This is a genomic window from Baekduia sp. (assembly GCF_035685985.1).
Classification (GTDB): Bacteria; Actinomycetota; Thermoleophilia; order Solirubrobacterales; family Solirubrobacteraceae; genus Baekduia.
The window spans coordinates 163,453-187,414 of record NZ_DASRZV010000035.1; the positions used below are offsets into that span (position 1 = coordinate 163,453).

At 74.8% G+C, this 23,962-nt stretch carries 16 protein-coding genes; 1 reads left to right on the forward strand and 15 read right to left on the reverse strand.

Translation table 11 applies throughout. The features are described from left to right. Window positions 1-313: 313 nt before the first annotated feature. The 12 genes from VFG42_RS24095 to VFG42_RS24150 all read right to left on the reverse strand — a co-directional run bounded on the left by VFG42_RS24095 (window position 314) and on the right by VFG42_RS24150 (window position 17,580). Window positions 314-1,171, reverse strand: a complete 858-nt coding sequence (locus VFG42_RS24095) for an HAD hydrolase family protein (protein WP_324911385.1) — start codon at window positions 1,169-1,171, stop codon at window positions 314-316. A gap of 86 nt (window positions 1,172-1,257) precedes the next feature. Then, a complete protein-coding gene (locus VFG42_RS24100; protein WP_324911386.1) occupies window positions 1,258-1,584 on the reverse strand; it encodes a hypothetical protein in 327 nt (108 codons plus the stop codon). A gap of 120 nt (window positions 1,585-1,704) precedes the next feature. Further along, complete coding sequence (locus tag VFG42_RS24105) at window positions 1,705-4,773, reverse strand: hypothetical protein (RefSeq protein WP_324911387.1); 3,069 nt, start codon at window positions 4,771-4,773, stop codon at window positions 1,705-1,707. A gap of 135 nt (window positions 4,774-4,908) precedes the next feature. Further along, complete coding sequence (locus VFG42_RS24110) at window positions 4,909-7,689, reverse strand: FG-GAP-like repeat-containing protein (protein ID WP_324911388.1); 2,781 nt, start codon at window positions 7,687-7,689, stop codon at window positions 4,909-4,911. Window positions 7,690-7,771: 82 nt separating this feature from the next. After that, entirely contained in the window at window positions 7,772-8,425 is a 654-nt protein-coding gene (locus VFG42_RS24115; RefSeq protein WP_324911390.1) for a GntR family transcriptional regulator, read from the reverse strand. 1 nt (window position 8,426) lies between these two features. Continuing rightward, window positions 8,427-9,563 (reverse strand): M20 family metallopeptidase, encoded by a 1,137-nt coding sequence (locus tag VFG42_RS24120; RefSeq protein ID WP_324911391.1) that lies wholly within the window; start codon window positions 9,561-9,563, stop codon window positions 8,427-8,429. Beyond that, complete coding sequence (locus VFG42_RS24125) at window positions 9,560-10,651, reverse strand: P1 family peptidase (protein WP_324911392.1); 1,092 nt, start codon at window positions 10,649-10,651, stop codon at window positions 9,560-9,562. Before VFG42_RS24125 ends, VFG42_RS24120 begins: the two co-directional genes overlap by 4 nt. Continuing rightward, window positions 10,648-12,117, reverse strand: a complete 1,470-nt coding sequence (locus tag VFG42_RS24130) for a hypothetical protein (RefSeq protein WP_324911393.1) — start codon at window positions 12,115-12,117, stop codon at window positions 10,648-10,650. Before VFG42_RS24130 ends, VFG42_RS24125 begins: the two co-directional genes overlap by 4 nt. Then, the gene (locus VFG42_RS24135) at window positions 12,111-13,136 is read right to left on the reverse strand and encodes an ABC transporter ATP-binding protein (RefSeq protein ID WP_324911394.1); all 1,026 of its coding nucleotides are present in this window, start codon (window positions 13,134-13,136) and stop codon (window positions 12,111-12,113) included. Before VFG42_RS24135 ends, VFG42_RS24130 begins: the two co-directional genes overlap by 7 nt. Beyond that, window positions 13,133-14,893, reverse strand: a complete 1,761-nt coding sequence (locus VFG42_RS24140) for a dipeptide/oligopeptide/nickel ABC transporter permease/ATP-binding protein (protein WP_324911395.1) — start codon at window positions 14,891-14,893, stop codon at window positions 13,133-13,135. Before VFG42_RS24140 ends, VFG42_RS24135 begins: the two co-directional genes overlap by 4 nt. Beyond that, entirely contained in the window at window positions 14,890-15,861 is a 972-nt protein-coding gene (locus tag VFG42_RS24145; protein ID WP_324911396.1) for an ABC transporter permease, read from the reverse strand. The genes VFG42_RS24140 and VFG42_RS24145 overlap by 4 nt, the downstream gene beginning before the upstream one ends. Window positions 15,862-15,891: 30 nt before the next feature. Next, entirely contained in the window at window positions 15,892-17,580 is a 1,689-nt protein-coding gene (locus VFG42_RS24150; protein WP_324911397.1) for a peptide ABC transporter substrate-binding protein, read from the reverse strand. A 69-nt stretch (window positions 17,581-17,649) separates the two neighbouring features. On the opposite strand from VFG42_RS24150, the gene VFG42_RS24155 reads away from it, so the two are divergent. Continuing rightward, entirely contained in the window at window positions 17,650-18,840 is a 1,191-nt protein-coding gene (locus VFG42_RS24155; RefSeq protein ID WP_324911398.1) for a diaminopropionate ammonia-lyase, read from the forward strand. 88 nt (window positions 18,841-18,928) lie between these two features. Here VFG42_RS24155 and lpdA read toward each other — a convergent pair whose 3' ends face one another. Genes lpdA through VFG42_RS24170 form a run of 3 tightly spaced genes read right to left on the reverse strand, consistent with a single transcriptional unit; the run spans window position 18,929 to window position 23,920 of the window. After that, on the reverse strand, window positions 18,929-20,278 hold the full coding sequence (lpdA, locus tag VFG42_RS24160; RefSeq protein WP_324911399.1) for a dihydrolipoyl dehydrogenase: 1,350 nt from the start codon (window positions 20,276-20,278) through the stop codon (window positions 18,929-18,931). A gap of 4 nt (window positions 20,279-20,282) precedes the next feature. Then, window positions 20,283-21,593, reverse strand: a complete 1,311-nt coding sequence (locus VFG42_RS24165) for a dihydrolipoamide acetyltransferase family protein (RefSeq protein ID WP_324911400.1) — start codon at window positions 21,591-21,593, stop codon at window positions 20,283-20,285. Next, window positions 21,590-23,920 (reverse strand): transketolase-like TK C-terminal-containing protein, encoded by a 2,331-nt coding sequence (locus tag VFG42_RS24170; protein WP_324911401.1) that lies wholly within the window; start codon window positions 23,918-23,920, stop codon window positions 21,590-21,592. Before VFG42_RS24170 ends, VFG42_RS24165 begins: the two co-directional genes overlap by 4 nt. Window positions 23,921-23,962 lie beyond the last annotated feature (42 nt).

The following is a 23,962-nucleotide window of genomic DNA, read 5'->3' on the forward strand; positions in this document are numbered from 1 at the left end:
ATTGCCGGCGATTCAGGGGCCCTGATGTGAGCCGGTCGCGGTCGCGACGGCCGCATGGGCGAGAAGCGAGCGTTACCGACTTCGTTGGCGGAGGGTCAGGAGGCGGGTGGGCTCGGGACCGTGGTTCGGACGATCGGGGCTTCGCGGGTCCAGGCCTCGGAGTCGTGGTCGGTCAGGCTCTCGCCGTCGTCGCGCGGGGAGCGTTTGCGTAGCAGCACGGCGGCGAACCGCCGGCCGAGCGCGGTAGCAAGTGGGTTGAGCGGCGTGGTCTTGCCGGTGTCGTCGATGCCCTCAAGGACAAACGAGCGCCCCTTTACCGCAAGTGCGCGCGTTCCAGGAGCCAGCGGACGACGCCGTCGTCGTCGTTTGAGGCCACAAGCGTGGTGGCGGCCGCGATGGCCGCCTGATGCGCGTTGGCGGGGACGATGGTCTCGTGAGCTACCGCGAACATCGGCAGATCGTTGAGGTGGTCTCCGCAGGCCAGCACTTTGGTGCTTTGCATGCCGGTGAGCTCGAGCAGGTCGGTCACGGCCTGTCCCTTGTCGGCATCCGCATGTTGGATCTGGATCTCCGTCCAACCTGTGCGGTAGATGTGGCGGGCGGACGTCACCGTCGCCACGTCGCCGACGTCGGCGACCAAGTGGGCGAGAACGGCGTCGGCGACGGCGTCGGCGACGAACCCGGTCACCAGCACGACCTCTTCGTGCTCGACGGCCGCGGCGAGATCCTCGGTCAGCACCAGGCGGGGGTCGCCGTACGCACGCTTCTCCGCGACGAACCACTCGCTCGCGGCATTGGTGGTCGTGGTGAAGTGCACGCGGTCTCGCCGGCCGTCCCACGTGGTCAGCACCGGTCCGGCTCCGTGCGCGTCGAGGACGGACAGCGCCGCGAACGCGGCGCTGGACTCCAGCGCCCGTACGACGACGTGATCGCCCGTGCCGATCTCGGTGATCAGCGCGCCGTTGAGCTCGATCACCGGAAGCCTCATGCGCACGCCGTCCAGCAGCGCGCGCATGGCGTGGACGCTGCGGGCGCTGGCCACCGTCAGATGCATCCCCTCGTCGATCAGCCGGTTGAGGCCGTCGCGAGCAAACGGGCTGAGCGATGCATCGGAGCGCAACAACGTGCCGTCGAGATCGCATACGACCATCGCTGTGTCGAGCAGAGGCACGTCAGATCCGAACCTACACGATGGTTTGCGCTGCGCCATCGAGTGTGGGACGCCGACCAGCACTGAGCAGAAGGGCGCCGACGCAGCTAGCTGCGCCGCCGGCGCTCGGCACCGGTGTCGAAGAAGCGATCCAGGTAGGCGTCGGCGTCCAGCGTGCTGTCGCGCATCAGCGAGAAGATCTCGGCGCCGCTCCCGGGCTCGTCGAACAGCTCGTAGGCCTGCGCGAGGCCCGCGTACTCGCTCTCGGTGTCCTCGGCGTAGGCCTGCGCCTCCTCGGCCGCGACCGCGATGGCCGCATCGAGGTCGGCCGCCTGCCAGAGCGTGATCCGCTCCTCGTAGACGGATCGTTCCGCGTCGTGGCGCTCGGAGCGGAACACACAGCGGACGGCGAACCAGCCATCGTCGGTGGGCATGGCCGCGGAGGATGACATCCCTTCTCCCTCTTGCCGGAGCTGTGGCCGCTCCTCGTCGGTCCCGCTGCCCTGCCGCCGCGTCGCCCGACCGCCGAAGCGGGCGGGCGACACGGCCCGTGCTCAGCGGTGCGCCGAGACGCGCGAGAGGCTCAGCGTCTTCAGCGGCGCGCCGCGCAGGTTGCCGGCGCAGGTGCGGTACCGGCGCGTCGTGGCGTAGCGGGCGCCGGAGGCGGTGCGGGCGGTGACGCGGACGACGACGAGCTGCTTGGGCCGGCCGTTCATCCGGACGTTGACGCCGCCGCGCTTGCCCGGGAGCGTCGCGTAGCGGGCGCCGTTGAGCGTCACCGTGTAGGAGACGACGCGCTGGCCGCGCGGCGTGCGCCAGTGCAGCGTCACCGAGCGGCGGCTGATGCACATCGCCGGGGCGGCGGTGCTCGGCGCGGCCGCCTCGGGCGCGGGCGCGGACGTGGCCGGCGCGTCGACGGCGGCGGGCGCCGGGGTCGCCACGACCTCGACGACCTTCGTCATGCCCGTGGCGATCGTCACCGTGCCGCCCGGGTTGGAGGCCTCGGCGACCATCCGCAGGTGGTACCCGACGTCGCCGGCGGTGGGCGTGTAGCTCGTGCCGGTCGCCCCCGGGATGTCGACGCAGGACGACTCGTCGTCGGTCAGGCAACGCTGGAAGTAGAAGCGCACCGAGGTCGCGCCGGCGAACGTCCCGGGGTTGGCGGTCAGCGCCTGGCCGACCGCGGTCCGGACGTTGGCGAGCGTGCCGTCACCCGTGCCGCCGGCCGTGCCCGCGCCGCCGTCGTGCGAACCGCCGGAGCCGCCGGACTGCGACGTGCCCGGCGTGACGACCACCTTCGGCGGCGCCGGCAGGACGTGGCCGCCGATCGGCGAGTACACGGTGGTCGACCCGTAGGTGTTGGTCGCCGTGACGACGAAGCGCACGGCGCTGCCGGCGTCCGCGGCGGTCGGCGTGTAGCTCGTGCCCGTCGCGTTGGGGATGTCGACGCAGGACGACGGGTCGGTCGTCGCGCAGCGCTGCCACCGGTAGGTGTAGGTCCCGGCGTCGGTCCAGGTGCTGATGTCGCCGGTCACCGTGGCGCCCTCGCGGGCCGGGCCGGTCGTCGAGACCGACGGCGTGCCGGTGTTGACCGGGGGCAGCCCGGCGACGGCGCCCGTGAGGGCCGAGCCCCGCTCGACGTCGCCGTCGGCGTTGGTCGCGGTCTCGACGAGGCGCAGGTGGGACCCGACGTCATCGGCCGTGGGCGTGTAGTCCAGGTGCGTGGCGCCGGCGATGTCGACGCAGGACGACGGGTTGGTCGTCGCACAGCGCTGCCAACGCACCGACGTCGAGGTCGCGTCGGTCCAGGCGCCGGCAGTGCCGTGCAGCTCCGTCCCGCGCACCGCGGCCGTGCCGGCGACCGGCGCCGCCGTGTTGGCGGGAAGCAGGGCGCCCACGGCGTCGGTCAGCGCCGACGCCCGCTCGGCGTCACCGTCGGCGTTGGTCGCCGTCTCGACCAGGCGCAGGTAGGACCCCACGTCGTCGCTGGTCGGCGTGTAGTCCAGGTGCGTGGCGCCGACGATGTCGACGCAGGACGACGGGCTGGTCGTCGCACAGCGCTGCCAACGCACCGACGTCGAGGTCGCGTCGGTCCACGTGCCGGCCGTGCCGTGCAGCTCCGTCCCGCGCACCGCGGCCGTGCCGGCGACCGGCGCCGCCGTGTTGGCGGGAAGCAGAGCGGCCACGGCGCCGGTCAGCGCCGAGCCCCGCTCGGCGTCGCCGTTGGCGTTGGTCGCGGTCTCGACGAGGCGCAGGTAGGACCCGACGTCGTCGCTGGTCGGCGTGTAGTTCAGATGCGTGGCGCCGACGATGTCGACGCAGGACGACGGGCTGGTCGTCGCGCAACGCTGCCAACGCACCGACGTCGAGGTCGCGTACGTCCACGTGCCGGCCGTGCCGTGCACGACGCTGCCCCGGACCGGCTCGGTGTCCGTGGTCGGCGCGGCGGTGTTGACCGGCGCGGGCGGGGCCACGACGGCCGGGGTCTCCGACGACGCGGCGTCGGCGGTGCCGTCGGTGTTCGTCGCGGTCTGCACGAGGCGCAGGTAGGACCCCACGTCGTCGCTCGTCGGCGTGTAGCTCGGGTCCGTCGCGCCCGGGATGTCGGTGCAGGAGCTCGTCGCGGTCGTCGTGCAGCGCTGCCACTGGTAGGTCTCCGTGGCGCCGGAGTCGTCCCAGGTGCCCGGGGTCGAGGTGACCGGCGTGCCGACGGTCGGCGCGGTGGTGGTGTCGACGGTCGGGGTCGAGGTCGGCGACGGCGGCACCAGGCCCGGGGGCGGCGCGGGGATGTTGCCGGCCGGGTCGAAGACCGTGTTGAACGACACGACCTGCGTCTGCTGGGCGGTCAGCGACAGCGGCCACTGCACCGCGACGCCGTTGTCGATCTGCGTGCCGCACTGGCACGTGTTGGGCAGCGTGCCCTTGCCGGCGATCGCGGTCCAGATGTCGCTGTACTTGGCCTGGAGGTAGCGGACCGTGTGGCCCGGGGCCGGGATCAGCGCCTCGACCAGCCCGACCGGGTTGTTGTTGGCCGACATGGAGCAGCCGGCTCCGCCGCTGGCGGCGTCGAGGAACCCGTAGCCCTTGTCGGAGCCACCGAGGTAGCAGTCCATCGCGCGCTCGATCGTCGTGCTCAGCGCGCTCGTCGTGAGGTTCTTCACCGCGACGTTGGTCGTCCAGTAGTCGTTGCCCGTCACGTAGGAGTCGGTCTGCGTGAGCCGGAGCTTGCTGCCCGCGGTGACGACGGTGACCACCTTGTAGGGGTCGGCGCTCGTGCCCGAGCCGGAGACCGCGCTCTGCGAGACCGGCGCGGACGGCGTGCCGACGCTGCCGAGGGCCGCCGTCGTCGCGGTGCTGCCGTGCCCGGCGAAGTTCGGCTTGTACAGCGTGTTGTCGTACAACGCGAACGTGCCGCAGTCGCCCGGCGACTGCGTGTTCGGGTACAGCTGCATCGCGCCGCTGCGCGAGACCTGGCAGCTCAGCTCGTTGCCGAGGAAGATGCTCGTCAGGGGACCGCCGGCCGACGTGATCGCCGTCGTGGGCGTGGCGGCCGCCGCGGCGGAGCCGACGGCGATGAGGAACAGGGAGACCGCGGCGATGCCGAGCCGAAGGAAACGGGACATGACCTTGTGCTCGGCCAAGACGACGCCGGCTGGAGGCCAAGGTGTCCAGCAGCAAACGGCGGGAACCGGTACGTGGCGCGAACGCTCCCGCGTCGCGGCACGACCGCGGCGACCCCGGCGGGCGGGGGCGACGGATCAGCGGCGCTTGGACGCCCCGCGCTTCAGCTTCACCTTGCGCGTCGCCACGCGCCTGTTGCCCGCCTTGTCGCGGCTCGTGACCGTCACGGTCGCGCGGACCGTGCGCGTGTGGGCGAGCGCCGTGCGGCCGCGCCGGGTGAGCTTGGCCTTGATCGTCGCGCGGCGGCCGGCGGCGATTCGGCGGTGGCCGGAGGCCAAGGTCACCAACTTGCTCGCGCGGGTGGTGGCCGCGGCCGCGGCCGTGGTGGCGCGGATCGTGACGTCGACCGTGCAGCCGCCGGTGCTCGCCGCCGGGCAGAGGACCGGGACCGTCGCCGTCGTGCCGGCCACGCTCACGGTGCCGCCGCGCAGGCCGGCGCCGGCCGGCGGGACGGCCGCGACGTCGGCGCCCAGCGTCGAGCCCGGGAACGCGACGAGCTGACGCACCGCCTTCCCGCTGCCGTCGAAGACGCGCACCGTCGCCGCGCCGGCCAGCGGCGCCACGAGGACGTCGCCGCGGCCGTCGCCGTCGACGTCGCCCACGGCGACCGAGACGCCGCTGCGGTCGGCGGCGTCGCCGGCCATCACGTCGACCTCGACCTTGCCGGTCGCGCCGTCGAACACGCGCACGCGCGGGGGCGCGCCCGCGCCGGGGCCCGCGACGACGTCGGCGAGCCCGTCGCCGTCGACGTCCCCGGCCGCCACCGCGACCCCGCCGCGGTCCGTGGCGGCGCCCGCCAGGAACGTCTTGCGCGGCGTGGTCGCGCCGTACGCGTACACGGCGACGGTGGGCGCGGCGCCCGCGCCCGCGCCGACGACGACCTCGTCGCGGCCGTCGCCGTCGACGTCGCCCGCGGCGACCGAGGCGCCCGTCCGCGCCGACGCGTCCCCGAAGGCGAGCCAGTCCATCAGCTTGGCGCCGGTCGCGCCGTCGTACACGGTCACGCGCGGGGCGGCGCCGGACGCCGGCGCGACGATCACGTCCGCCTTGCCGTCGCCCGTGACGTCGCCGACGGCGACGTTCACGCCGCCCCGGAACGACGGGTCGTAGGCGAAGAACGCCGAGCGCACCGCGCCGCTCTGCCCGTCGAAGACCTTCACCAACGGCGCCGAGCCGGCCCCGGCGCCGGTGACGACCTCCGCGCGGCCGTCGCCGTCCACGTCGCCGGTCGCGACGTGGACACCGCCGGTGACGCCGAGCGGGTCGAACGCGTAGAAGTCGCGCAGGACGCCGAGCCCGGGCAGGCCGAGCGCCCGCACGCGCGGCGAACCGGACGCGCTGCCGACGACGATCGGCATCAGCCGCCCGGCGACCGCGCCGCCGGCCGCGGAGCGGTCGAGCACCGCGACACCTCCGGGCGTGCCGCCACCGTCGCCGCCACCGCCCGTCCCCGGGTCCGTCCCGCCACCGCCGCCTCCGCCACCACCGCCCGTCCCCGGCCGGTCACCGCCCGCGAGCCGCGCGAGCGCGAACACGCCGCCCAGCGCCGACGCCGCCCCGCCCGCGACGACCGGCCTGCCGTCCTGCAGCAGGACGCCGCGCGCGTAGGACGCGCCGTCGCCCAGCGTCACCGCGGCCGCCCCGCCCGCCGCGAAGCTCTCGTCGGGCGCGCCCGCGGCGGTGAGCCGTCCGACCGCCACGCGCCGGTCGCCCGCGCCCCGCGGCCCGCTGTCGGTCTCGCCCGCGAACACGACGCGCCCGTCGGCCTGGGCCGCCGCGCCGTAGGCCACGCACGTGCCGCCGAGCGCGATCGCGGTCGTGCCGCCCGTGCCGAAGGACGGGTCGAGCGCGCCGCTCGCCGTCAGCGCGGCGGCGCCGCAGCTCGCCGAGTCGCTGCCGTTCTGCGCCAGGCCGACGGCGATCAACCCGCCGCCGGGCCGCGCGATCAGCGCGCGCACGTCGTTGACGCCGTGGCGCGGGATCTCGGCGGCGCCGGGGACGCTCGCGCTCCCGTAGGTCGTGTCGACGTGCCAGCCGCGGTCGCCCGTCGTGGGCACGAGCTTGAAGACCCGGCCGCCGAGCAGGTTGCCCTGCTGCTGCGCGCCGCCCACGTAGATCGCGCCGTCGGCCAGCAGCAAGGAGTAGGCCTCGCAGTCGGTCACGGGGACGTCCGCGTCGCACGCCGTGTCGGGGACGAACACGACGCCGGTGCCCGAGTCGTTGGTGGAGTCGAACGTCCCGTCCGGCTCGCCGCCCGTGGTGAAGCGGGCGACGAAGACGCGCTGATGGCCGCCGATGAACGCCGTGCCGGCGACCACGATCCTGCCGTCGGACGCGATCGCGATCGCGCGGCCGTCGACCCGCGTGGCCGAGGTCAGGGCGATCAGCCTGGTGCCGTCGTTGCCGAACGACCCGTCGGCCTGGCCGCCGGTCGTCAGCCGCCCGACGCCGATCGCCGACGCCGTCTGCCCGGTCACCACCGGCTTGCCGTCGGCCTGCACGGCGATCGCCAGCCCGCCGGCCGCGAGCGGACCCGTCACCGGCGACGTCGCGACCGGCTGCGAGCGGCCGTTGCCGTTGAACGCGGTGTCGGCCTGCCCGTCGGCCGTGTCGCGCGCCACGACCCAGTCGCGGTTGCCCGCCGCGTTGACGCGGGTGCCGACCGCCAGCAGGCGGCCCTGCGGGTCGAGCGCCACGCCGGTGGCCGTCGACGCGCCCTGCGTGAACGGCGACAGCGCCGTCCCGCCCGCGCCGAAGCCCGCGTCGAGGTCGGACGGCGCGGCCGCGGCGGAAGCGGGCGCGGCGGCGGCGAGCAGGACGGCGGCGAGCCGGGCCGCACGGCGGACGAGGACGTTCATCTCGCCACTCTCCCAACCGGTGCGTCGGTTGTCGACCCAGCGATGGTCGAGTCCTCCAGCCGGTGGGGTCGGCCGGCGCGCGCTACTGCTCGGCGCCGACGTAGCGCATGAAGTTCACGCGCGTGCGCTCGGCCGCGGCGGCCGCGTCGCCCGCGGCGACCGCCTCGACGATCCGCTCGTGCTCCTCGTGGGAGCGATGGCCGAGGTCGAGCTCGGTGAAGTACAGGGCCTCCAACCGCCGGATGTGGGTCAGCATCGGCTCGATCGCCGCGGTCAGGTACCGGTTGCCCGCGCAGCGCACCAGCACACCGTGGAAGGCGCGGTCGGCCTCCCGGGCGGCGACCGCGTCGTTGGCCTCCACCGCCCGCAGCAGCCGCGCGTTGTGCTCGCGCATCTCCTCCACGTCGGCCTTCGCGACCTTGGGCGTCGCCGTCCGCGCGGCCAGCGCCTGGAGCGCCGACAGCGGCGCGTAGACCAGCGCGATGTCCTCCGGCGCCGTGTCGGTCACCCGCGTCAGCCGGCCGGGCTCCATCTCGACCAGGCCGTGCTGCTCCAGGATCTGCAGCGCCTCGCGGACCGGCGTGCGGCTCACCCCCAGGCGCTGGGCGATGTCCGCGTCCTTGATGACCTCGCCGGGCGCGAGCTGTCCCTCCTCGATCCAGGAGCGCAGGCGGGCGAGCACGACCTCGCGGGCCGAGCGCCGGGTGATCGGAGCGCTGTCGGACGGAACGGGCACCTCAGGCCCCACATCCTGCACGATCGGCCGGAAGCTCAGCGCGACTGATCAGCGCCAGCGCGTCGAGCACTGCGCGCTCGAGGGCCTCCGCGGCCCGCCGGACCATGTCCAGCTCGATCGACTCGTCGGCCGTGTGCGACTGCTCCGGGTCGCCCGGACCGGCGATCACGGTCGGGATCCCGGCCGCCGCGAACCACGAGCCGTCGGTCGTGTACGGCGCGTGATGGCGCTCCGCGCTCGCGCCGAACGCGGCCGCCACGACGTCGGCCAGCCGCGCGTCGGGCGCCGGGTCCATCGGCGGGACCGCGAGCGTCACGTCGATCTCCGCGGCGCGCGGCGCGCCGGCGGTCGCCTCGGCCACCAGGCGGACCAGCTCCTCCTCGGCCTGCGCGACGGTCTCGCCCGGCTTCAGCCGCAGGTCGATCCGCAGCTCGCACTCGGCCGGCACGACGTTGGCGGCGGTGCCGGCCGCGAGCTGCCCGATCAGGTACGGGCGCCCCGTGGCCCGCAGCGCCTCGTGCAGGCGCCACGCGTCGGCGAGCGCGTCGTGGCCCAGGTGGGGCCGGCTGCTGTGGGACGCCCGGCCGTGCAGCCGCACCGTCCAGTTCAGCTGCCCGTTGGTGGAGGCGTAGACCTCCATGCCGGTCGGCTCGGCGACGATCGCCGCGTCGGCGCGGAGGCGGTCGACCTCGACCGCGTGCCGCGCGCCGAGCGCGCCGACCTCCTCGTCGGCGGTCAGCGCCAGCACGACCGTCCCGCCCAGCGCGACGCCGCGCGCGGCGAGCAGGGCCACCGCCACCGTGCACGCGACCAGTCCGCCGCCCATGTCCGACGACCCGCGCCCGTAGAGCCGGCCGCCGTCGATCTCCGCGCCGAACGGGTCGCGGGTCCACCCGTCCCCCACCGGCACCGTGTCGAGGTGGCCGTTGAGCAGCACGACCGGCGCGCCGGAGCCGACCTCGGCGTACAGGTTGGGACGGCCGGGCCGCACGTCGCTGCGCCACGTGGTCACCCCGTGGGCGTCGAGGTAGTCCTGCAGCACGCCGACGACCGCCTCCTCGGCGCCCGGCGGGTTGACGCTCGGCGTGCGGACGACCCGCGTCAGCAGCTCCACCACGTCCTCGGCCCGGGCGCTCATCGCAGCACCCCCCGCCGGTCGAGCGCGTCGAGGACGACGTCGACCGGGAGGGCGTGCGCGACGACGTCGCGGTAGCCGGTCGTCGTCCGCGCCGCGAAGAGCGAGTTCAGGACCGCCTCGTGCACCGCCTCGACCGACGCCTCGAACAACGGGTTGAAGTTGGGGTTGAACCCGTCGGCGACGGCGTGCAGGTCGACGTCGTGGCGCGGGCCGGCGACCCGGGCCGCCGTCGAGAACGCGACCGCGATCTCCCCCGACCCGTTGCCGACGAAGGCGCCGCTGCGCGTCAGGCCGACGACCGCGCGCGCCGCCACCCGCCGCAGCTGGTGCGGCAGCAGCGGCGCGTCGGTGGCCAGCACCACGATGCACGAGCCCTCGTGCCGCGGGGGCGGGATCGGCAGGTCGATCAGCGGCCCGACCGGCACGCCGCCGATCGTCAGGTTGCGCCGCTCGCCGTAGTTGGTCTGGACGAGCGCGCCGATCGTCCACTCGACGCCCGGCTCGGCGACGAAGCGACGCGACGCCGTCCCGATCCCGGCCTTGAGGTCGTAGCAGATGGTGCCGGTGCCGGCCCCCACCCCGCCCTGGGCGGGCGGGTCGGTGGTGGCGCCCTCCAGCGCGGCGGCGACGTGCTCGCGCGTGATCGGGAACGCGCGGTTGTCGCTCAGCACGAGGTCGGAGACCTCCGCGACGACCGGCATGAAGAACGCGCCCGCGCCGTGGCCGGCCTGGCGCGGGTCCTGGTCCACCGCCCAGCGCGCGACCCCGTCGTAGACGGCGCCCAGCGACAGGCTCGACGTCAGCATCAGCGGCGAGCGGAGCACGCCCCACTCGCGCAGCTGGGAGATCCCGATCAGCTCGCCGTGGCCGTTGGCGACGCTGACGCCCGCGTAGACGCCCTCGTCCCACGGCCGGCCCTCGTGCGGCCAGATCGCGGTGACGCCGGTGCGCAGCGCGCCGTGGCGCTCGGTGGCGTCCTCGGCCACCGTCGCGTGGCCGACCCGCACCCCGGCGACGTCGGTGATCGCGTTGGCCGGCCCGGGCTCGAAGAACCCGAGCGGGATCCCCAGCTCGCGCGGGAGCCTCATCGCCCGGCCTCCGCGGCGACGTCGTCCCAGGCGGCGAGCAGCTCCACGAGCGTGCGCGTCGGCGCGCCCGTCGCGCCCGCCGGCCACGTCTTCCACGGGTAGTTGACCCAGGCGACCCCGACCACGTCGACGTGCGCCCACGCGCGCCCGGCCGCGAACGGCTCCAGGAACGTGCCGACGACCATCAGGTCCTGGCTCATGTGGGCGTAGGTGAAGTTCTTGCTGTCGGCGACCGTCGAGGCGATCCACTCGTCGTAGCCGTCGACCATCGGGATCTGGACGGCCACCTCGCCGGTCGTCCGGGCCGCGCCGGCCAGGCCCTGGCTGAGCCACGGGTGGCGCGAGATCGTCGTCCAGCCGACCGGCGCGAACGGCGCCTCGCTCAGCGTCCCGACGTCGATCAGCGCCGCGCCATCGCCGGCCTTCGCGGCGTAGGCGAGGCTGTCGGCCAGCAGCAGCCGGCCCTCGGCGTCGGTGTTGGAGACCTCGGTCCGGCGGCCGTCGGGATGCTGGACGACGTCGCCGGGGAGCAGCGCGCCGGGCCCGACGAGGTTCTCGACCGACGGCACGAGCACCCGCACGTTGAGCGGCAGCTCCAGCGTGGCGGCCGAGGCCAGCGCCGCGAGCACCGCCGCGCCGCCGGCCATGTCGGACTTCATCACGGCGGCCATCGGGCGGTTGGTCTTGAGGTTGAGCCCGCCGCAGTCCATCGTGACGCCCTTGCCGACGAGCACGACGTCGACCGGGCCGTCACCGCGCCCGCGGTAGGTGACGTCGATCAGCTGCGGCGGGTTCGCGCTGCCGCGCCCGACGCCGTGGATGGCGCCGAGGCCGGCGTCCAGGAGCGCGTCGCCGCCGAGGCTCGCGTCCTCCCACCCGTGGGCCGCGGCCAGCTCGCCGGCGACCCGCGCCAGCGCCGCCGGCGTCAGATCGGTCGGCGGCGTGTCGGCGAGGCGGCGGGCCCAGTTGGCGGCGCGCGCCCGGACCGCCGCGCGGCGGCAGGCCACGCGAAGCGCCTCGTCGCCCTGGGCGTCGCCGACGTCGACCCGCAGCGCGGGCCCAGACGGCTCGGCGCCGCCCGGCTCCGGCGCCGACCAGCGGTACGAGCCGAGGATCGCGCCCTCGACGACCGCGGCGGCGCCCGCCGCCTGCTCGTCGCCCGGCAGCCCGGTCAGGTCGAAGGCGAGCAGCTCGCCCTCGGGGGCGCGGCGGCCGACCTCCAGCGCGCCGAGGCGCAGCGCGTCGGCGTCGCCGCGCGCGCCGATCCCGAACGCGAGGCGCAGGGCCCCGTCGCCGTCCCCGGCCAACGCCATCGCCTCGCCGATCGCCCCGGTGAAGCCCGCGGCGCGCAGGCCGGGCGCGGCGTCCGCGCGATCGGCCGACGCCACCGGCACCGCGACCACCGCCGGCGCGCGATCGTCGTCGTCGCCGCTCAGGCGGACGGGTTCGTGGTCGAGCTTCAGCACGGGCGCTCCTTGGGGTCGGACGGCGTCGGCGGCGCGGTCAGGTCGGCGAAGTGGCAGGCGACGCGATGCCCGGTGTCGCCGAGCGGCCGCGCGTCGGGCTCGTCGGCCGCGCACCGGTCCCGGGCGCCCGGGCAGCGCGGATGGAACCGGCAGCCGGACGGGACGCGCGTGGCGTCCGGCGGCTCGCCGGACAGCAGCGTCAGCGGCCGCGCCAGGCGCGGGTCCTTGCTCGGCACCGCGCCGAGCAACGCCCGCGTGTACGGATGGCGCGGCCGGCCGACGACCTCCGCGGTCGGCCCCGACTCGACCACCCGGCCGGAGTAGAGCACCACCATGTGGTCGGAGATGTGGGCAGCGGTCGCGAGGTCGTGCGTGACCATCAGGATGCCCAGCCCGTCGCGCTGGAGATCCTTGAGCAGGTCCAGGATCGCGGTGCGGACCGACAGGTCGAGCATCGACACCGGCTCGTCGGCGATCAGCAGCTTCGGCTCCAGCACGAGCGCGGCGGCGATCGCCACGCGCTGGCGCTCGCCGCCCGACAGCTGGTGCGGGAAGCGGTCCAGGTACGCGTCGGGCGCGAGGCCGACGCGCTCCAGCGCGTGGCGCACCTTCGCCTCGCGCTCGGCGCGGTCGCCGGCGCCGTGCACGATCAGCGGCTCGGACACCGTGTCGCGCACGCGGAAGCGCGGGTCGAGGCTCTCGTACGGATCCTGGAAGACCACCTGGACGCGACGGCGCAGCTCGCGCAGGCGGGCGCCGCCGAACGTCGAGACGTCCTCGCCCTCGTACCGGATCGCCCCGGACTCGGCGGGCACCATGCCGAGGATGCCGCGGACGATCGAGGTCTTGCCCGCGCCGGACTCGCCGACCAGCGCGACCAGCTCGCCGCGCCGCACGTGGAACGAGACGTCGTCGACGGCCCGCGCCCCGCGCGACGGCCGCCGGGCGACGAGGTCGCCCATCGTGCGGCGCATCGCGTAGCTGCAGACCGCGTGGTCGACTTCGAGCAGGACGCTCATGCGGGCACCACCTTCCCGGTCGCCGCGTCGACGACGGGGATGTCGAGCGCGGCCCCGAAGAGCTCGCGCGTGTACGGGTGCTTGGGGTCGTGGTACAGCGCGTCCACGGTCCCCTGCTCGATCAGCGCGCCGCGCTGCATCACCGCCGCCTCGCCGCAGAGCAGCGAGACCGAGGCGAGGTCGTGCGTCACCAGCAGCACCGCGATGTCCAGCTCGTCGGCGAGGCGGCGCAGTAGCATCAGGATCTGGGCCTGCACCATCGCGTCGAGCGCGGTCGTCGGCTCGTCGGCCAGCAGCACCTTGGGGTCGCAGGCCAGCGCCATCGCGATCGCCGCGCGCTGGCGCATGCCGCCCGACAGCTCGTGCGGGTAGCGGTCCAGGACGGTGGCCGGCAGGCCGACCATGCCGACCAGCTCGGCCGCGCGGGCGCGCGCCGCGCGGCGCGACGCGCCGTTGTGCAGGCGCATCGGCTCGACGATCTGGGCGCCGACGGTGTGGACCGGGCTGAACGAGTTCATGCTGCCCTGGAAGACCATCGCGATCTCCTTCCAGCGCACGGTCCGCATGCCCGCCTCGCCGCCCGCGAGCAGGTCGCGGCCCTCGTAGCGGATCGCGCCGCGCACGCGGGCGTTGGACGGCAGCAGGCCGAGCACGCTCATCAACGTGGTGGTCTTGCCCGAGCCCGACTCGCCGACGAGCGCGAAGCGGTCCGCGCGGCCGAGCGAGAAGCTGACGTCGCGCACGACGTGCAGCTCGTCGCCGGCGGCGTTGCGCATCCAGACGTCGAGGTGCTCGACGGCCAGCAACGGCGGCGTCGCGGCGGCGGGCGCCGCGGCCGCGGCCGCGGCGTGCTCCGCCGCCACGGGCTCCACCGTGAACCGCTTGCCGCTGAGGTACGGCACGCGCGAGCGCGGGTTGAGCTTGGCCTCGATCGCCTGGCCGACGAGGCTGCAGGCGAGCACGACGACCGCGACCGCGACGCCCGGGTAGATCAGCGCCCACCACGCGCCGGCGCTCACCGCGCCGCGGTCGAACGCGTTGTAGATCATCGACCCCCACGACACGCGGCCGGGATCGCCGAGCCCGAGGAACGCGAGCGCGGTCTCCACGAAGATCGCCTGCGCGACCGTCAGCACGGTCGTCGCGATCATCAGCGGCGCGACCTGCGGCAGGACGTGCGTGCGGATCATCCGCGCCGGCCCGACGCCGAGCACGCTCGCGCGCCGGACGTAGGTGCGCTCCCGGACGCTGCGGACCTGCGACCGCAGGATGCGCGCCGTCTGCGGCCACGACAGCACGCCGATCATGATCACGATCATCGCCAGGCTCGACCCGAAGGCCGCGGCGATCGCGATCATCAGCGGGATGCCGGGGACGATCAGCGTGTAGTCGGTCACCGCCATCAGGACGGTGTCCGCGCGCCCGCCGAAGTAGCCGGCGCTGATCCCGACCAGGCCGCCGATCACCGCCGCGACCAGCGCGGCCGTGATGCCGACCAGCAGCGAGATCCGCCCGCCGTAGAGCACCTGGGTCAGGACGTCCTGCCCGAGGTCGTCGAGGCCGAACGGATGGGCGCCCGACGGCGCGCCGAAGACCTGCCCGGCGTGGTCGAACGGGCCGTAGCCGGTGAGCAGCGGGGCGCCGACCGTGACCGCCACGGCCAGGGCGAGCACCGCCGCGCCCACCGCCGAGCGCGGGTCGCGCAGGATCCAGCTCAGCTGGGAGCCGGGGCGCGGTCGCTTCGCCGGGGCGCTCACGACGCCGCCACCCGCGGGTCGAGGACGAGGTACAGGAGGTCGGCCAGGTAGGTGAACAGGACGACCGACAGCGTCAGCACGAGGAAGGCTCCCTGGAGCATCGGGAAGTCGCGGTGGGTCACGGCGTCGTACACGGCGCGGCCGACGCCCGGCCACGAGAACACGGTCTCGGTGAGCACCGCGCCGCCGACGACGAAGCCGAGCGTCAGCGCGATCAGCGTCGCCGTCGGCAGCAGCGCGTTGCGCAGCGCGTAGCGACGCAGGATGCGCGCCGTGCTGAGCCCCTTGGCCCGCGCCGTCAACACGTAGTCCTCGCCGAGCGTCTCCAGCACCGCCGAGCGCACGATCACGTGGAAGCTGCCGAACAGCGACAGCGCCAGCGTGGTCATCGGCAGCACCAGGTGCCGCAGGTAGTCGGTGAACCTCGCCCACGCCCCGACGTCGACGAGAAACGGGTCGTGCATCCCTCCCGACGCGAACCACGACGAGAACCCGACGATCAGCACGAGCCCGACCCATTGGACCGGCATCGCGTTGAGCGTCAGCGCGACGCCGGTCATGCCGGGGTCGGTCACCCCGCCCTGGCGCCAGGCCGCGAGCGTGCCGGTCAACAACCCGAACATGATCGCCAGCAGCGTGGCGCCGAGCGCCAGCGGGATCGTGTTCTTGAGGGCGTCGCCCAGCCGGCCGGTCACCGGCTGGCGGTCGACGACCGAGATCCCGAGGTTGCCGTGGCCGAGCTGCTCGACGTACTTGACGAACTGCGTCGGCATCGGGTCCGAGAGGCCGAAGTCGCGCCGCAGCTGCTCGCGCATCTGCGGCGTCGCCTCGGGCACGGCGCCGAAGCTCGCCGACGCGTCACCGGGCAGCGCCCGGAAGAGCACGAAGTTCAGCGTCAGCGCCACGACGACCATGAGCAGCGCGGCGGCGGTCCGCCGGGCGACGTAATGGGCGCGATCGCGATGCATCGGTCCGGAGGGAGGTCGGGTCCGTCGCGCCTAGGAGGCGCGGTGGACGTCGATGAGCGGGAACTTCGACAGCGCCGAGAACGTGCTGCCCTTCATGCGGCCGTAGCCCGTCCACTGGGCGCGCCAGCCCTCGATCGCGGGCTCGTTGTAGAACACCGAGAACGGGCGGTCGCGGTAGAGCATCTGCTGCAGGCGGTACACGATCGGCTTGCGCTTGGCCACGTCGATCTCCGAGGCCTGCCGCTGATAGAGCTTGTCATAGTCCTTGTTGCAGTAGCCGGTCTCGTTGAGGCCGCCGAGCTGCGCGCAGGTCTGCAGCGAGAGGCTGAAGTCCGGGTCCGGGTAGTTCGACCAGCTCTCCACGAACAGCTGCGAGTTGGTGTACTTGTAGTCCGGGCCGGTGACGCGGTCCCAGAACGCCGAGCCGTCCATGATCTTGGCGTCGACCTTGACGCCGATCCGCGCCAGCGACGCGGTCAGCAGCTGGGCGACGCGCTCGGACGAGCCGAAGCCGGTCGAGAGGTCCAGCTGGTAGGACATCGGGTGCCCGTCGGCGACGCGGATGCCGTTGGCGCCCTTGCGGTAGCCGAGCCGGTCGAGCAGGGCGTTGGCCCCGGCGACGTCGACGGCGACGGGCTTCAGCGACGGGTCGCTGAACTCGCCGACCGGGATCTGGGTCGCGGTCGGCTGCGCGTAGCCGAGCTGGAGCCGGTCGTTCAGCTCCTTGGTGTCGATCGCCTTGGCGAACGCCATGCGAACGTCCGGGTCGAGCAGCTCGCGGTGGTCGGTGCGCTTGGGGTTGGAGTTGATGCCGAGCGCGTCCCAGATCCAGCCGGGGCCGCTCTTGACCTTGATGCCCTGCATGCCCTTGAGCGAGTTGGCCTCGACGCCGTTGAGCTCGAGCGCGGCGTCGATCTCGCCGTTCTTGAGCGACTGCAGCAGCGCGTCGTTGCTGGAGTAGTGCTGGATGCCGAACCCCTCGAGCCGCGGGGCCTTGCCGTAGTAGTTGGGGTTGCGCTTGAAGAGCGCGACTTGGTCCTTCTTGAAGGTCGTCCAGATGAACGGGCCGCCGGAGACGATCGGCGCCTCGTTGCGGAAGGACTGCAGGCCCTTGCCGTCGGACCCGACGTGCGGGGCCCAGACGTGCTGGGGCAGGATCGGAACGCGGCGCAGCTGCGAGAGCGCGGTGCCCGCGGCGCGCGAGTAGTGGAGGACCAGCGTGGTGGCGTCGGGCGCCTCGGCGCTGACGAGGCCGTCGATGCCGCTGCCGAAGGCGGCCGTCGGGCCGTCCTTGTACTTGACGGCGGTGTTGAGCGTCCAGGCGGCGTCGCGGCTGGTCAGCGGCCGGCCGTCGCTCCACTTCGCGTCGGCGGCGGTCTTCATCGTCAGCGTGCGGCCGTCGTCGCCGAACGTCCAGCTCTTGGCGAAGTCGCCGGTGATCTGGTTGTCGTAGCCGTACTGGACGAGCTCGGGATAGGTCTGCTCGTAGGCGGCGCGCGCGAGGACGTTCGTGCCGACGAACGGGTTCGTCGCGTCGATGTTCGACAGGGCGTCGCCGAAGCGCAGGGTGCCGCCGCCGGTCGACCCGGCGGCGCCGGCGCCGCCGCCGCACCCGGCGGCGGACAGCGCGGTCGCGGTCGATACGGCGGCCGCGAGCAACAGCCCGGCTACGCGGCGGTGACGGCGCCCGTGGGCGGCGGATGACGTGAGACGGTCCATCGAGCTCTCCTCCTCGAATCCTGCGGATCTTGCAGGCTGGCGTGCAGGGTGCAATATACTGCGTTTCGCATGACACGCCAAGTCGCCGACCCCCAGGACCCCGACAGCGCCGATCGCACGGCCGCCGTCCAGAGGCCGCTCCACCTCGAGAACCCCCGGCGACAGCCGGGATTCCGCGCTCCGGCGGCCCCGCCCGCGGCCCGCGCGTTCCACGAGCGCCTGCCGCTCTACCAGCGCACGCGCCTCGCCCGGCTGGACGACCTCGCCGGCGAGCTGGGCGTCGGGCGCCTGTGGGTGAAGGACGAGTCCTCGCGGCTCGGCCTGCCCGCCTTCAAGGTGCTCGGCGTCTCGTGGGCGATGTACCGCGCGCTGTCGGAGCGGCTCGGCACCGAGCCCGGCGAGTGGCGGACGCTCGACGAGCTGCGCGCCGCGTTCGCGCCGCTGCAGCCGCTGACCGTCACGGCGGCGACCGACGGCAACCACGGGCGGGCGCTGGCCCGCGTCGCGCGCTGGCTCGGCGTGCCCGCCGTGATCCACGTGCCGCGGCAGGTCCCGCCGGAGCGCGCGGCGGCGATCCGGTCCGAGGGCGCCACCGTCGTGGTCGTCGACGGCACCTACGACGACGCGGTCGACGCGGCGTTCGCCGCCGCCGCGGCCGACGACCGCACGCTGCTGGTCTCCGACACCGCGGCCACCGAGGACGAGGTCGTCCCGCGCTGGATCGTCGAGGGCTACTCGACGCTGTTCGCCGAGGCCGACGAGCAGCTCGCCGAGCTGGGCGAGCCCGGGCCGGAGCTCGTGCTCGTGCAGATCGGCGTCGGCGCGCTGGCGGGCGCGGCCGCGATCCACTACCGCCGCGCGGGCCTGGCGGTGGCGCCGCGGCTCGTCGGCGTCGAGCCGCTGTCGGCCGCCTGCCTGCTGGAGTCGGCGCGCGACGGCGCCCGGCACGTCGTCCCCGGCCCGCACACGTCGGCGATGGACTGCCTCAACGCGGGCGCGCCGTCGATGGCGACGCTCGCCGACCTGCTGGCCGGCTTCGACGCCTTCGTCGCGGTCGGCGACGCGCTCGTGCCGGGCGCGATCCAGGCGCTCGCGCGCGCCGGCGTCGTGTCGGGCGCGACGGGCGTCGCGGGGCTCGTCGCGCTGCGCGAGCTGCGCGACGAGCTGGGGCTGACGGAGCGCACGAGCGTCCTGATCGTCAACAGCGAGGGCGTCGCCGACCCGAGCGGGTACGCGGCGGCCCTGCTGGCCGCCGGGTAGGCGGGGCGTCTCGCCGTCGCGCCGCCGTCGGCCTGGCCGGGGGCGGCCGACGGCGAGCCGGAGCGGGAGAGAGGGGAGCCGCTCCGGCTCAGCCGTGGATCAGCCAGCCGTCGGCGGCGCGGGCGGCTTCCATGACACCCTCCGACAGCGTCGGGTGGCCGTGGATCATCCGCGCCACGTCCGGGTAGCCGGCCTCGGCGAGCCTGAGGCTCGCAAGCTCCTGGATCAGCTCGGTCGCGCGGGCGCCCACGATGTGGCCGCCGAGCAGCTCGCCGTAGGTGCGGTCGCCGACGATCTTGATGAGGCCGGTGCGGTCGCCGTAGACCGTGCCCGCGCCGACGGCGCCGTACTGGACCGTGCCGACGACGACGTCGTGGCCGGCCGCGCGCGCCTGCTCCTCGGTCAGCCCGAAGGAGCCGACGTTGGGCGTGCAGAAGGTGGCGCGCGGGATGTCGCCGTAGGCGATCGGGTGGGTGCCGTGGCCCGCGGCGTCCTCGACGGCGATGATGCCCTCGTCGCTGGCCTTGTGGGCAAGCGCGGGACCGGGCACGAGGTCGCCGATGGCGTACACCTTGGGCTTGGAGGTCCGCAGGGCGCCGTCGACGGCGACGAGGCCGTGGTCGGTCAGCGCGATGCCCGCGGCGTCCAGCCCGAGCGCGGCGACGTCCGGCCCGCGGCCCGCGGCGATCACCACGTGGTCGAAGTCGTCCGTGTCGGCCGGGTCGAAGAACGTGGAGGTCTTGACGTCGATCCCCTGGCGCTTGAGCCCGCGCGCGACGGCCTTGGAGATGTCTGAGTCCTCGGCGGGCAGCACGCGGTCCAGGCCCTCGTAGAGCGTGACCGCGGTCCCGAGGCGCGCGTAGGCCGAGGCGATCTCGGTGCCCGACGCGCCCGCGCCGATCACCGCCAGCGTCGTGGGCAGCTCGGTCAACGCCCACGCCTCCTCGGTCCCGATCACGTTGCCGCCGAAGTCCAGGCCGGGCAGCGGCCGGCGGACGCTGCCGGTCGCCAGCACGACCGCCTTGGCGGCGACGTGGGCGGTGCCGCCGACGAGGACGTCGCCCTCCGGCGTCAGCGACGCCTCGCCCGCGATGCGCGTGACCCCGTGCTTCTTGAGCAGGCCCTCGACGCCGCCGGTGAGCGTGCGGATGACGCCGGTGCGGCGCTCGACGACCTTGGCGAAGTCGACCGCCGGCTCGGCGCCGCCGATCGTGATCCCGAAGTCGCCGGCGCCGCGCACCTCCGACAGGACGTCCGCGCTGCGCAGGACGGCCTTGGCCGGGATGCAGGCGTGGTTGAGGCAGCGGCCGCCGACGACGGCCTCGCGCTCGACGACCGCGGTCCGCAGGCCGAGCTGGGCCGACCGGATCGCCGCGACGTAGCCGCCCGGCCCCGCGCCGACGACGATCACGTCGGAGCTCGTGTCGTCCGTCGCCATGGCGCTAGAGGGCCAGCCGCAGCGGCTGCTCGAGCAGCGTGCGGATGTCGGACAGCAGCTCGGCGGCCTGCGCCCCGTAGAGGATGCGGTGGTCGCAGCTGAGCGTGAGGGTCATGAGGTGGCGGTCGACGATCTCGCCGTCGACGCGGGCGAGGACGTCGCGCATCGCGCCCACGCCGAGGATCGCCGCCTGCGGGACGTTGATCACCGGCGTGATCGCGGTCATCCCGTACATGCCGAGGTTGGACACCGTGAACGTCGCGCCCGACAGCTCGGGCGGGCTGACCGTCCCCTCGCGCACGCGCGACGCGAGCCGCCGCGCCTCGGCGGCGATCGCCCCGAGCGACCTCTCGTCGGCGTCGAAGATCGTGGGGACGACGAGCGCGCCGTCGGCCGCGACCGCGATGCCGACGTTGACGCGCGAGTAGCGCTCGAAGCGCCCATCGCGATAGGAGCCGTTGGCGGTCGGATGGCCGCGCAGCGCCAGCGCGGCCGCCTTGACGACGAAGTCGTTGAGCGACGGGGCGGCCGCCCCGGTCTCCTTGAGCTGCGCCCGGAACGCGAGCGCCGCGTCCATGGCGACCTCGGTCTGGACCTGGAAGTGCGGGACGATGGCCTTGGCCTCCGCCATGCGGCGGGCGACGACGGTCTGGATGCGCGTCGGCTCGACGACCTCGACGTCGCCCTTGGCGCCGGTGGCGGCGGGCTCGGGCGCCGGGGCGGCGACGGGCGCGGGCGTGGCGGCGGGAGCGGGCGGCGTGGGCGTGGCGCCCTGAGCGGGCGCCGGGCCGGAGGGCAGCGGCGACGGCGCGGCCGGGACGCCGGCGGCGCGCAGCACGTCGGAGCGGGTGACGCGGCCGAGCGGGCCGGTGCCGAGCACGTCGGCGAGCGCGATGCCGTGGGCGGCGGCGATCCGCCGCGCGAGCGGCGTCGCGCGGGCGGGCGCGGCCGCGGTGGAGGCGCCGGCGGTCGCCGGGGGCGCCAGGGGCGCCGCGGCCGGTGGCGCGGCGGGGCCGTCGCCGTTCGACGCCGCGGGGCCGGCGCCGCTCGCCGCGGGCGCCGCCGGCGCCCCCGTCCCGCCCGTCTCGACGCCCAGCCGCGCGATCGTCGCGCCGACCGGCAGCGAGGTGCCTTCCGGCGCCACGATGGTGAGCGCGCCCGACGCCTCGGCCGGGTAGGTCATCGTGGCCTTGTCGGTCTCGATCTCGACCAGGTCGTCGCCGGCCTCGACCAGCTCGCCGTCGGCCTTCAGCCAGGACAGGATCGTGCCCTCCTCCATCGAGTCGGAGAGCTTGGGCATGGTGATGTCGGTCACGAGTGGGTCTCCAGGAGGTCGACCGCGGCACCGACGATCGTCTCCGTGTCGATGCCGAAGTGGCGGTAGAGGTCGTCCACGTCGCCGGACTGGCCGAAGTCGTCGACGCCCAGGCAGGCGATCGGCGCGCAGCGGATCGCGGACAGGAAGCTCAGCGTGTGCGGGTGGCCGTCGAGCACGCTGACGATCGGCGCCGCGCGCTCGGCGGGGAACAGCTCGTCCAGGACGGCGGGGTCGCCCTCCCCCAGCCCCTGGCGCGCCTGCAGCGCGCGGAAGACGAGGTCGGCGGAGGTGAGGCAGACCACGTCGCAGCCGACGCCGGCGGCGTCGAGCGCGTCGGCGGCCGCGCACACCTCGGGCATCAGCGCGCCGATCCCGACGAGCGTCAGCCGCGGGGCCCCGGCCGCGGCGCGCAGCCGGTAGCCACCGGCCAGCACCGCCCGGCGGCGCGCCTCGCGCGCCCGCGGATCGTCCGGCACCCGCGCCAGCGTCTGGTCGACCGGCCGCGTCGTCAGGCGGAAGTACGCCGACGTGCCGTCCGCGCGGCCGAGCCGCGACAGCGCGTGCAGCAGCGTCCATTCGAGGTCCTGCCCGAAGGCCGGCTCCCACGCCACGCAGCGCGGCTGCTCCAGCCCGACCGACGGCGTGATGATCGACTGATGCGCGCCGCCCTCCGGCGCCAGCGTCACGCCCGACGGCGTCCCGACCAGGATCGACTGCCCGCCGGCGTACATGCCGAACGACCAGGGCTCCAGCGCGCGGTTGACGAACGGGTCGTAGATCGTGCCGATCGGCAGCAGCGCCTGGCCGTCGCGCGACCATGTCGCGCCCAGCTCGCCGAGCAACCCCACCAGGTTGCCCTCCGCGATGCCGAGCTCGAGGTGCTGGCCGTGCGCGCTCTCGCGCCAGCGCACGAGCGTGTCGGTGTCGTCGGCGAACCAGTCGATGCGGTCGCCGAGGTGCCAGATCCCCACGTGGTTGATCCAGCCGCCGAGGTTGGTCGAGGACGCGACGTCGGGGCTCACGGTGACCACGCGCTTGGCCACGTCGGGCGCCGTGTTGCAGAGGTCGACGAAGAAGCGGCCGAACGCCTGCTGCGTGGAGGCCTTCCCGCCGTGGGTGCGCCCCAACTCGGCCGGCATCGCGGGCGCGGGCGCCGGCGTGACCGCCTCGCGCTCCAGACGCTCCGCGGTCGCGCGGCACAGCTCGGCCGCGGGCGCGTCCTCGTCGAAGAGCGCCCACGGGTCCTCGGCGTCGGCGCCGGTCGCGGCGGCCAGCTCGCGCCACTGCGCATCGGACAGCAGCGCCGAGTGGTTGGCGGGGTGGCCCTGCGTCGCGAGCCGCCACGCCTTGATGGTGTAGGCGAACACCACCGACGGGCGGTCGGTGACGGCGTCGGCCTGCGCGAAGGCGTCCCGCAGGTCGGCGAGGTCGTGGCCGCCGAGGTCGCGGATCGCGCGCAGCAGCTCGTCGTCCTCCAGGTCGCCGACGAGCTTGGCGACGTCCTTGGACCCGCGGCCGCCGCCCGGGAGGCGCTCGCGCAGCTCGGCGGGCGTCGAGCGCAGCAGGCGCTGGTACTCCTCGTTGGGCATCTGGTCGATGCGGCGCCGCAGCGCGCCGCCGCCGGACCGCTCGAACAGCTCGCGCAGCCAGCGCCCGTACTTGACCGTCACGGTGTGCCATCCGGCCGCCTCGAACATGCCGGCGATCCGGCCGGCGGCGATGTTCGGGACGACGCGGTCCAGCGACTGCCGGTTGAGGTCGACGATCCAGAGGACCTCGCCGAGGTTCGGGACGATCGGGTCGACGAGCGTCTCCCAGATCGCGCCCTCGTCCAGCTCCGCGTCGCCCAGCAGCGCGACCTGCCGCCCGCCCTGGGGCACCTCGAAGTGCCCGGCGACGTAGCGGTGGGCGACCGCGCTCCAGATCGGCGCGGTCGCGCCGATGCCGACGGAGCCGGTGGAGAAGTCGGCCGGCACGGGGTCCTTGAGCCGGCTCGGGTAGCTCTGCAGGCCCCCGAACTCGCGCAGGGTCGTCAGGTACCGGCGGTCGAGGCGGCCGAGCAGGTACTCGATCGCGTGCAGGACCGGCGAGGCGTGCGGCTTGACCGAGACCCGGTCGGGCGCGCGGAGGTGCTCGAACCACAGCGCGGTCATGATCGACACCATCGAGGCCGACGACGACTGGTGGCCGCCGACCTTCACGCCCGACGGCGTGGCGCGCACCTTGTTGGCGTGGTGCACGATCGACGTCGCGAGCCAGAGGACGCGGTCCTGAACGGCTTCCAGGGTCGCCAGCGCCGGGCGCTCGGGTTGGGTCTCGACCATGGCGCGGCATCCTGGCGGGGCAGGGCGCCGACGTCGAGCGCT

Excerpts from the sequence above, each read along its gene's own strand:
- VFG42_RS24155 (WP_324911398.1), top strand. The coding sequence starts at position 17,650 with ATGACACGCCAAGTCGCCGACCCCCAGGACCCCGACAGCGCCGATCGC.
- lpdA (WP_324911399.1), bottom strand. The coding sequence starts at position 20,278 with ATGGCGACGGACGACACGAGCTCCGACGTGATCGTCGTCGGCGCGGGG.
- VFG42_RS24150 (WP_324911397.1), bottom strand. The coding sequence starts at position 17,580 with ATGGACCGTCTCACGTCATCCGCCGCCCACGGGCGCCGTCACCGCCGC.
- VFG42_RS24135 (WP_324911394.1), bottom strand. The coding sequence starts at position 13,136 with ATGAGCGTCCTGCTCGAAGTCGACCACGCGGTCTGCAGCTACGCGATG.
- VFG42_RS24120 (WP_324911391.1), bottom strand. The coding sequence starts at position 9,563 with ATGAGCGCCCGGGCCGAGGACGTGGTGGAGCTGCTGACGCGGGTCGTC.
- VFG42_RS24170 (WP_324911401.1), bottom strand. The coding sequence starts at position 23,920 with ATGGTCGAGACCCAACCCGAGCGCCCGGCGCTGGCGACCCTGGAAGCC.
- VFG42_RS24100 (WP_324911386.1), bottom strand. The coding sequence starts at position 1,584 with ATGCCCACCGACGATGGCTGGTTCGCCGTCCGCTGTGTGTTCCGCTCC.
- VFG42_RS24125 (WP_324911392.1), bottom strand. The coding sequence starts at position 10,651 with ATGAGGCTCCCGCGCGAGCTGGGGATCCCGCTCGGGTTCTTCGAGCCC.
- VFG42_RS24145 (WP_324911396.1), bottom strand. The coding sequence starts at position 15,861 with ATGCATCGCGATCGCGCCCATTACGTCGCCCGGCGGACCGCCGCCGCG.
- VFG42_RS24105 (WP_324911387.1), bottom strand. The coding sequence starts at position 4,773 with ATGTCCCGTTTCCTTCGGCTCGGCATCGCCGCGGTCTCCCTGTTCCTC.
- VFG42_RS24110 (WP_324911388.1), bottom strand. The coding sequence starts at position 7,689 with ATGAACGTCCTCGTCCGCCGTGCGGCCCGGCTCGCCGCCGTCCTGCTC.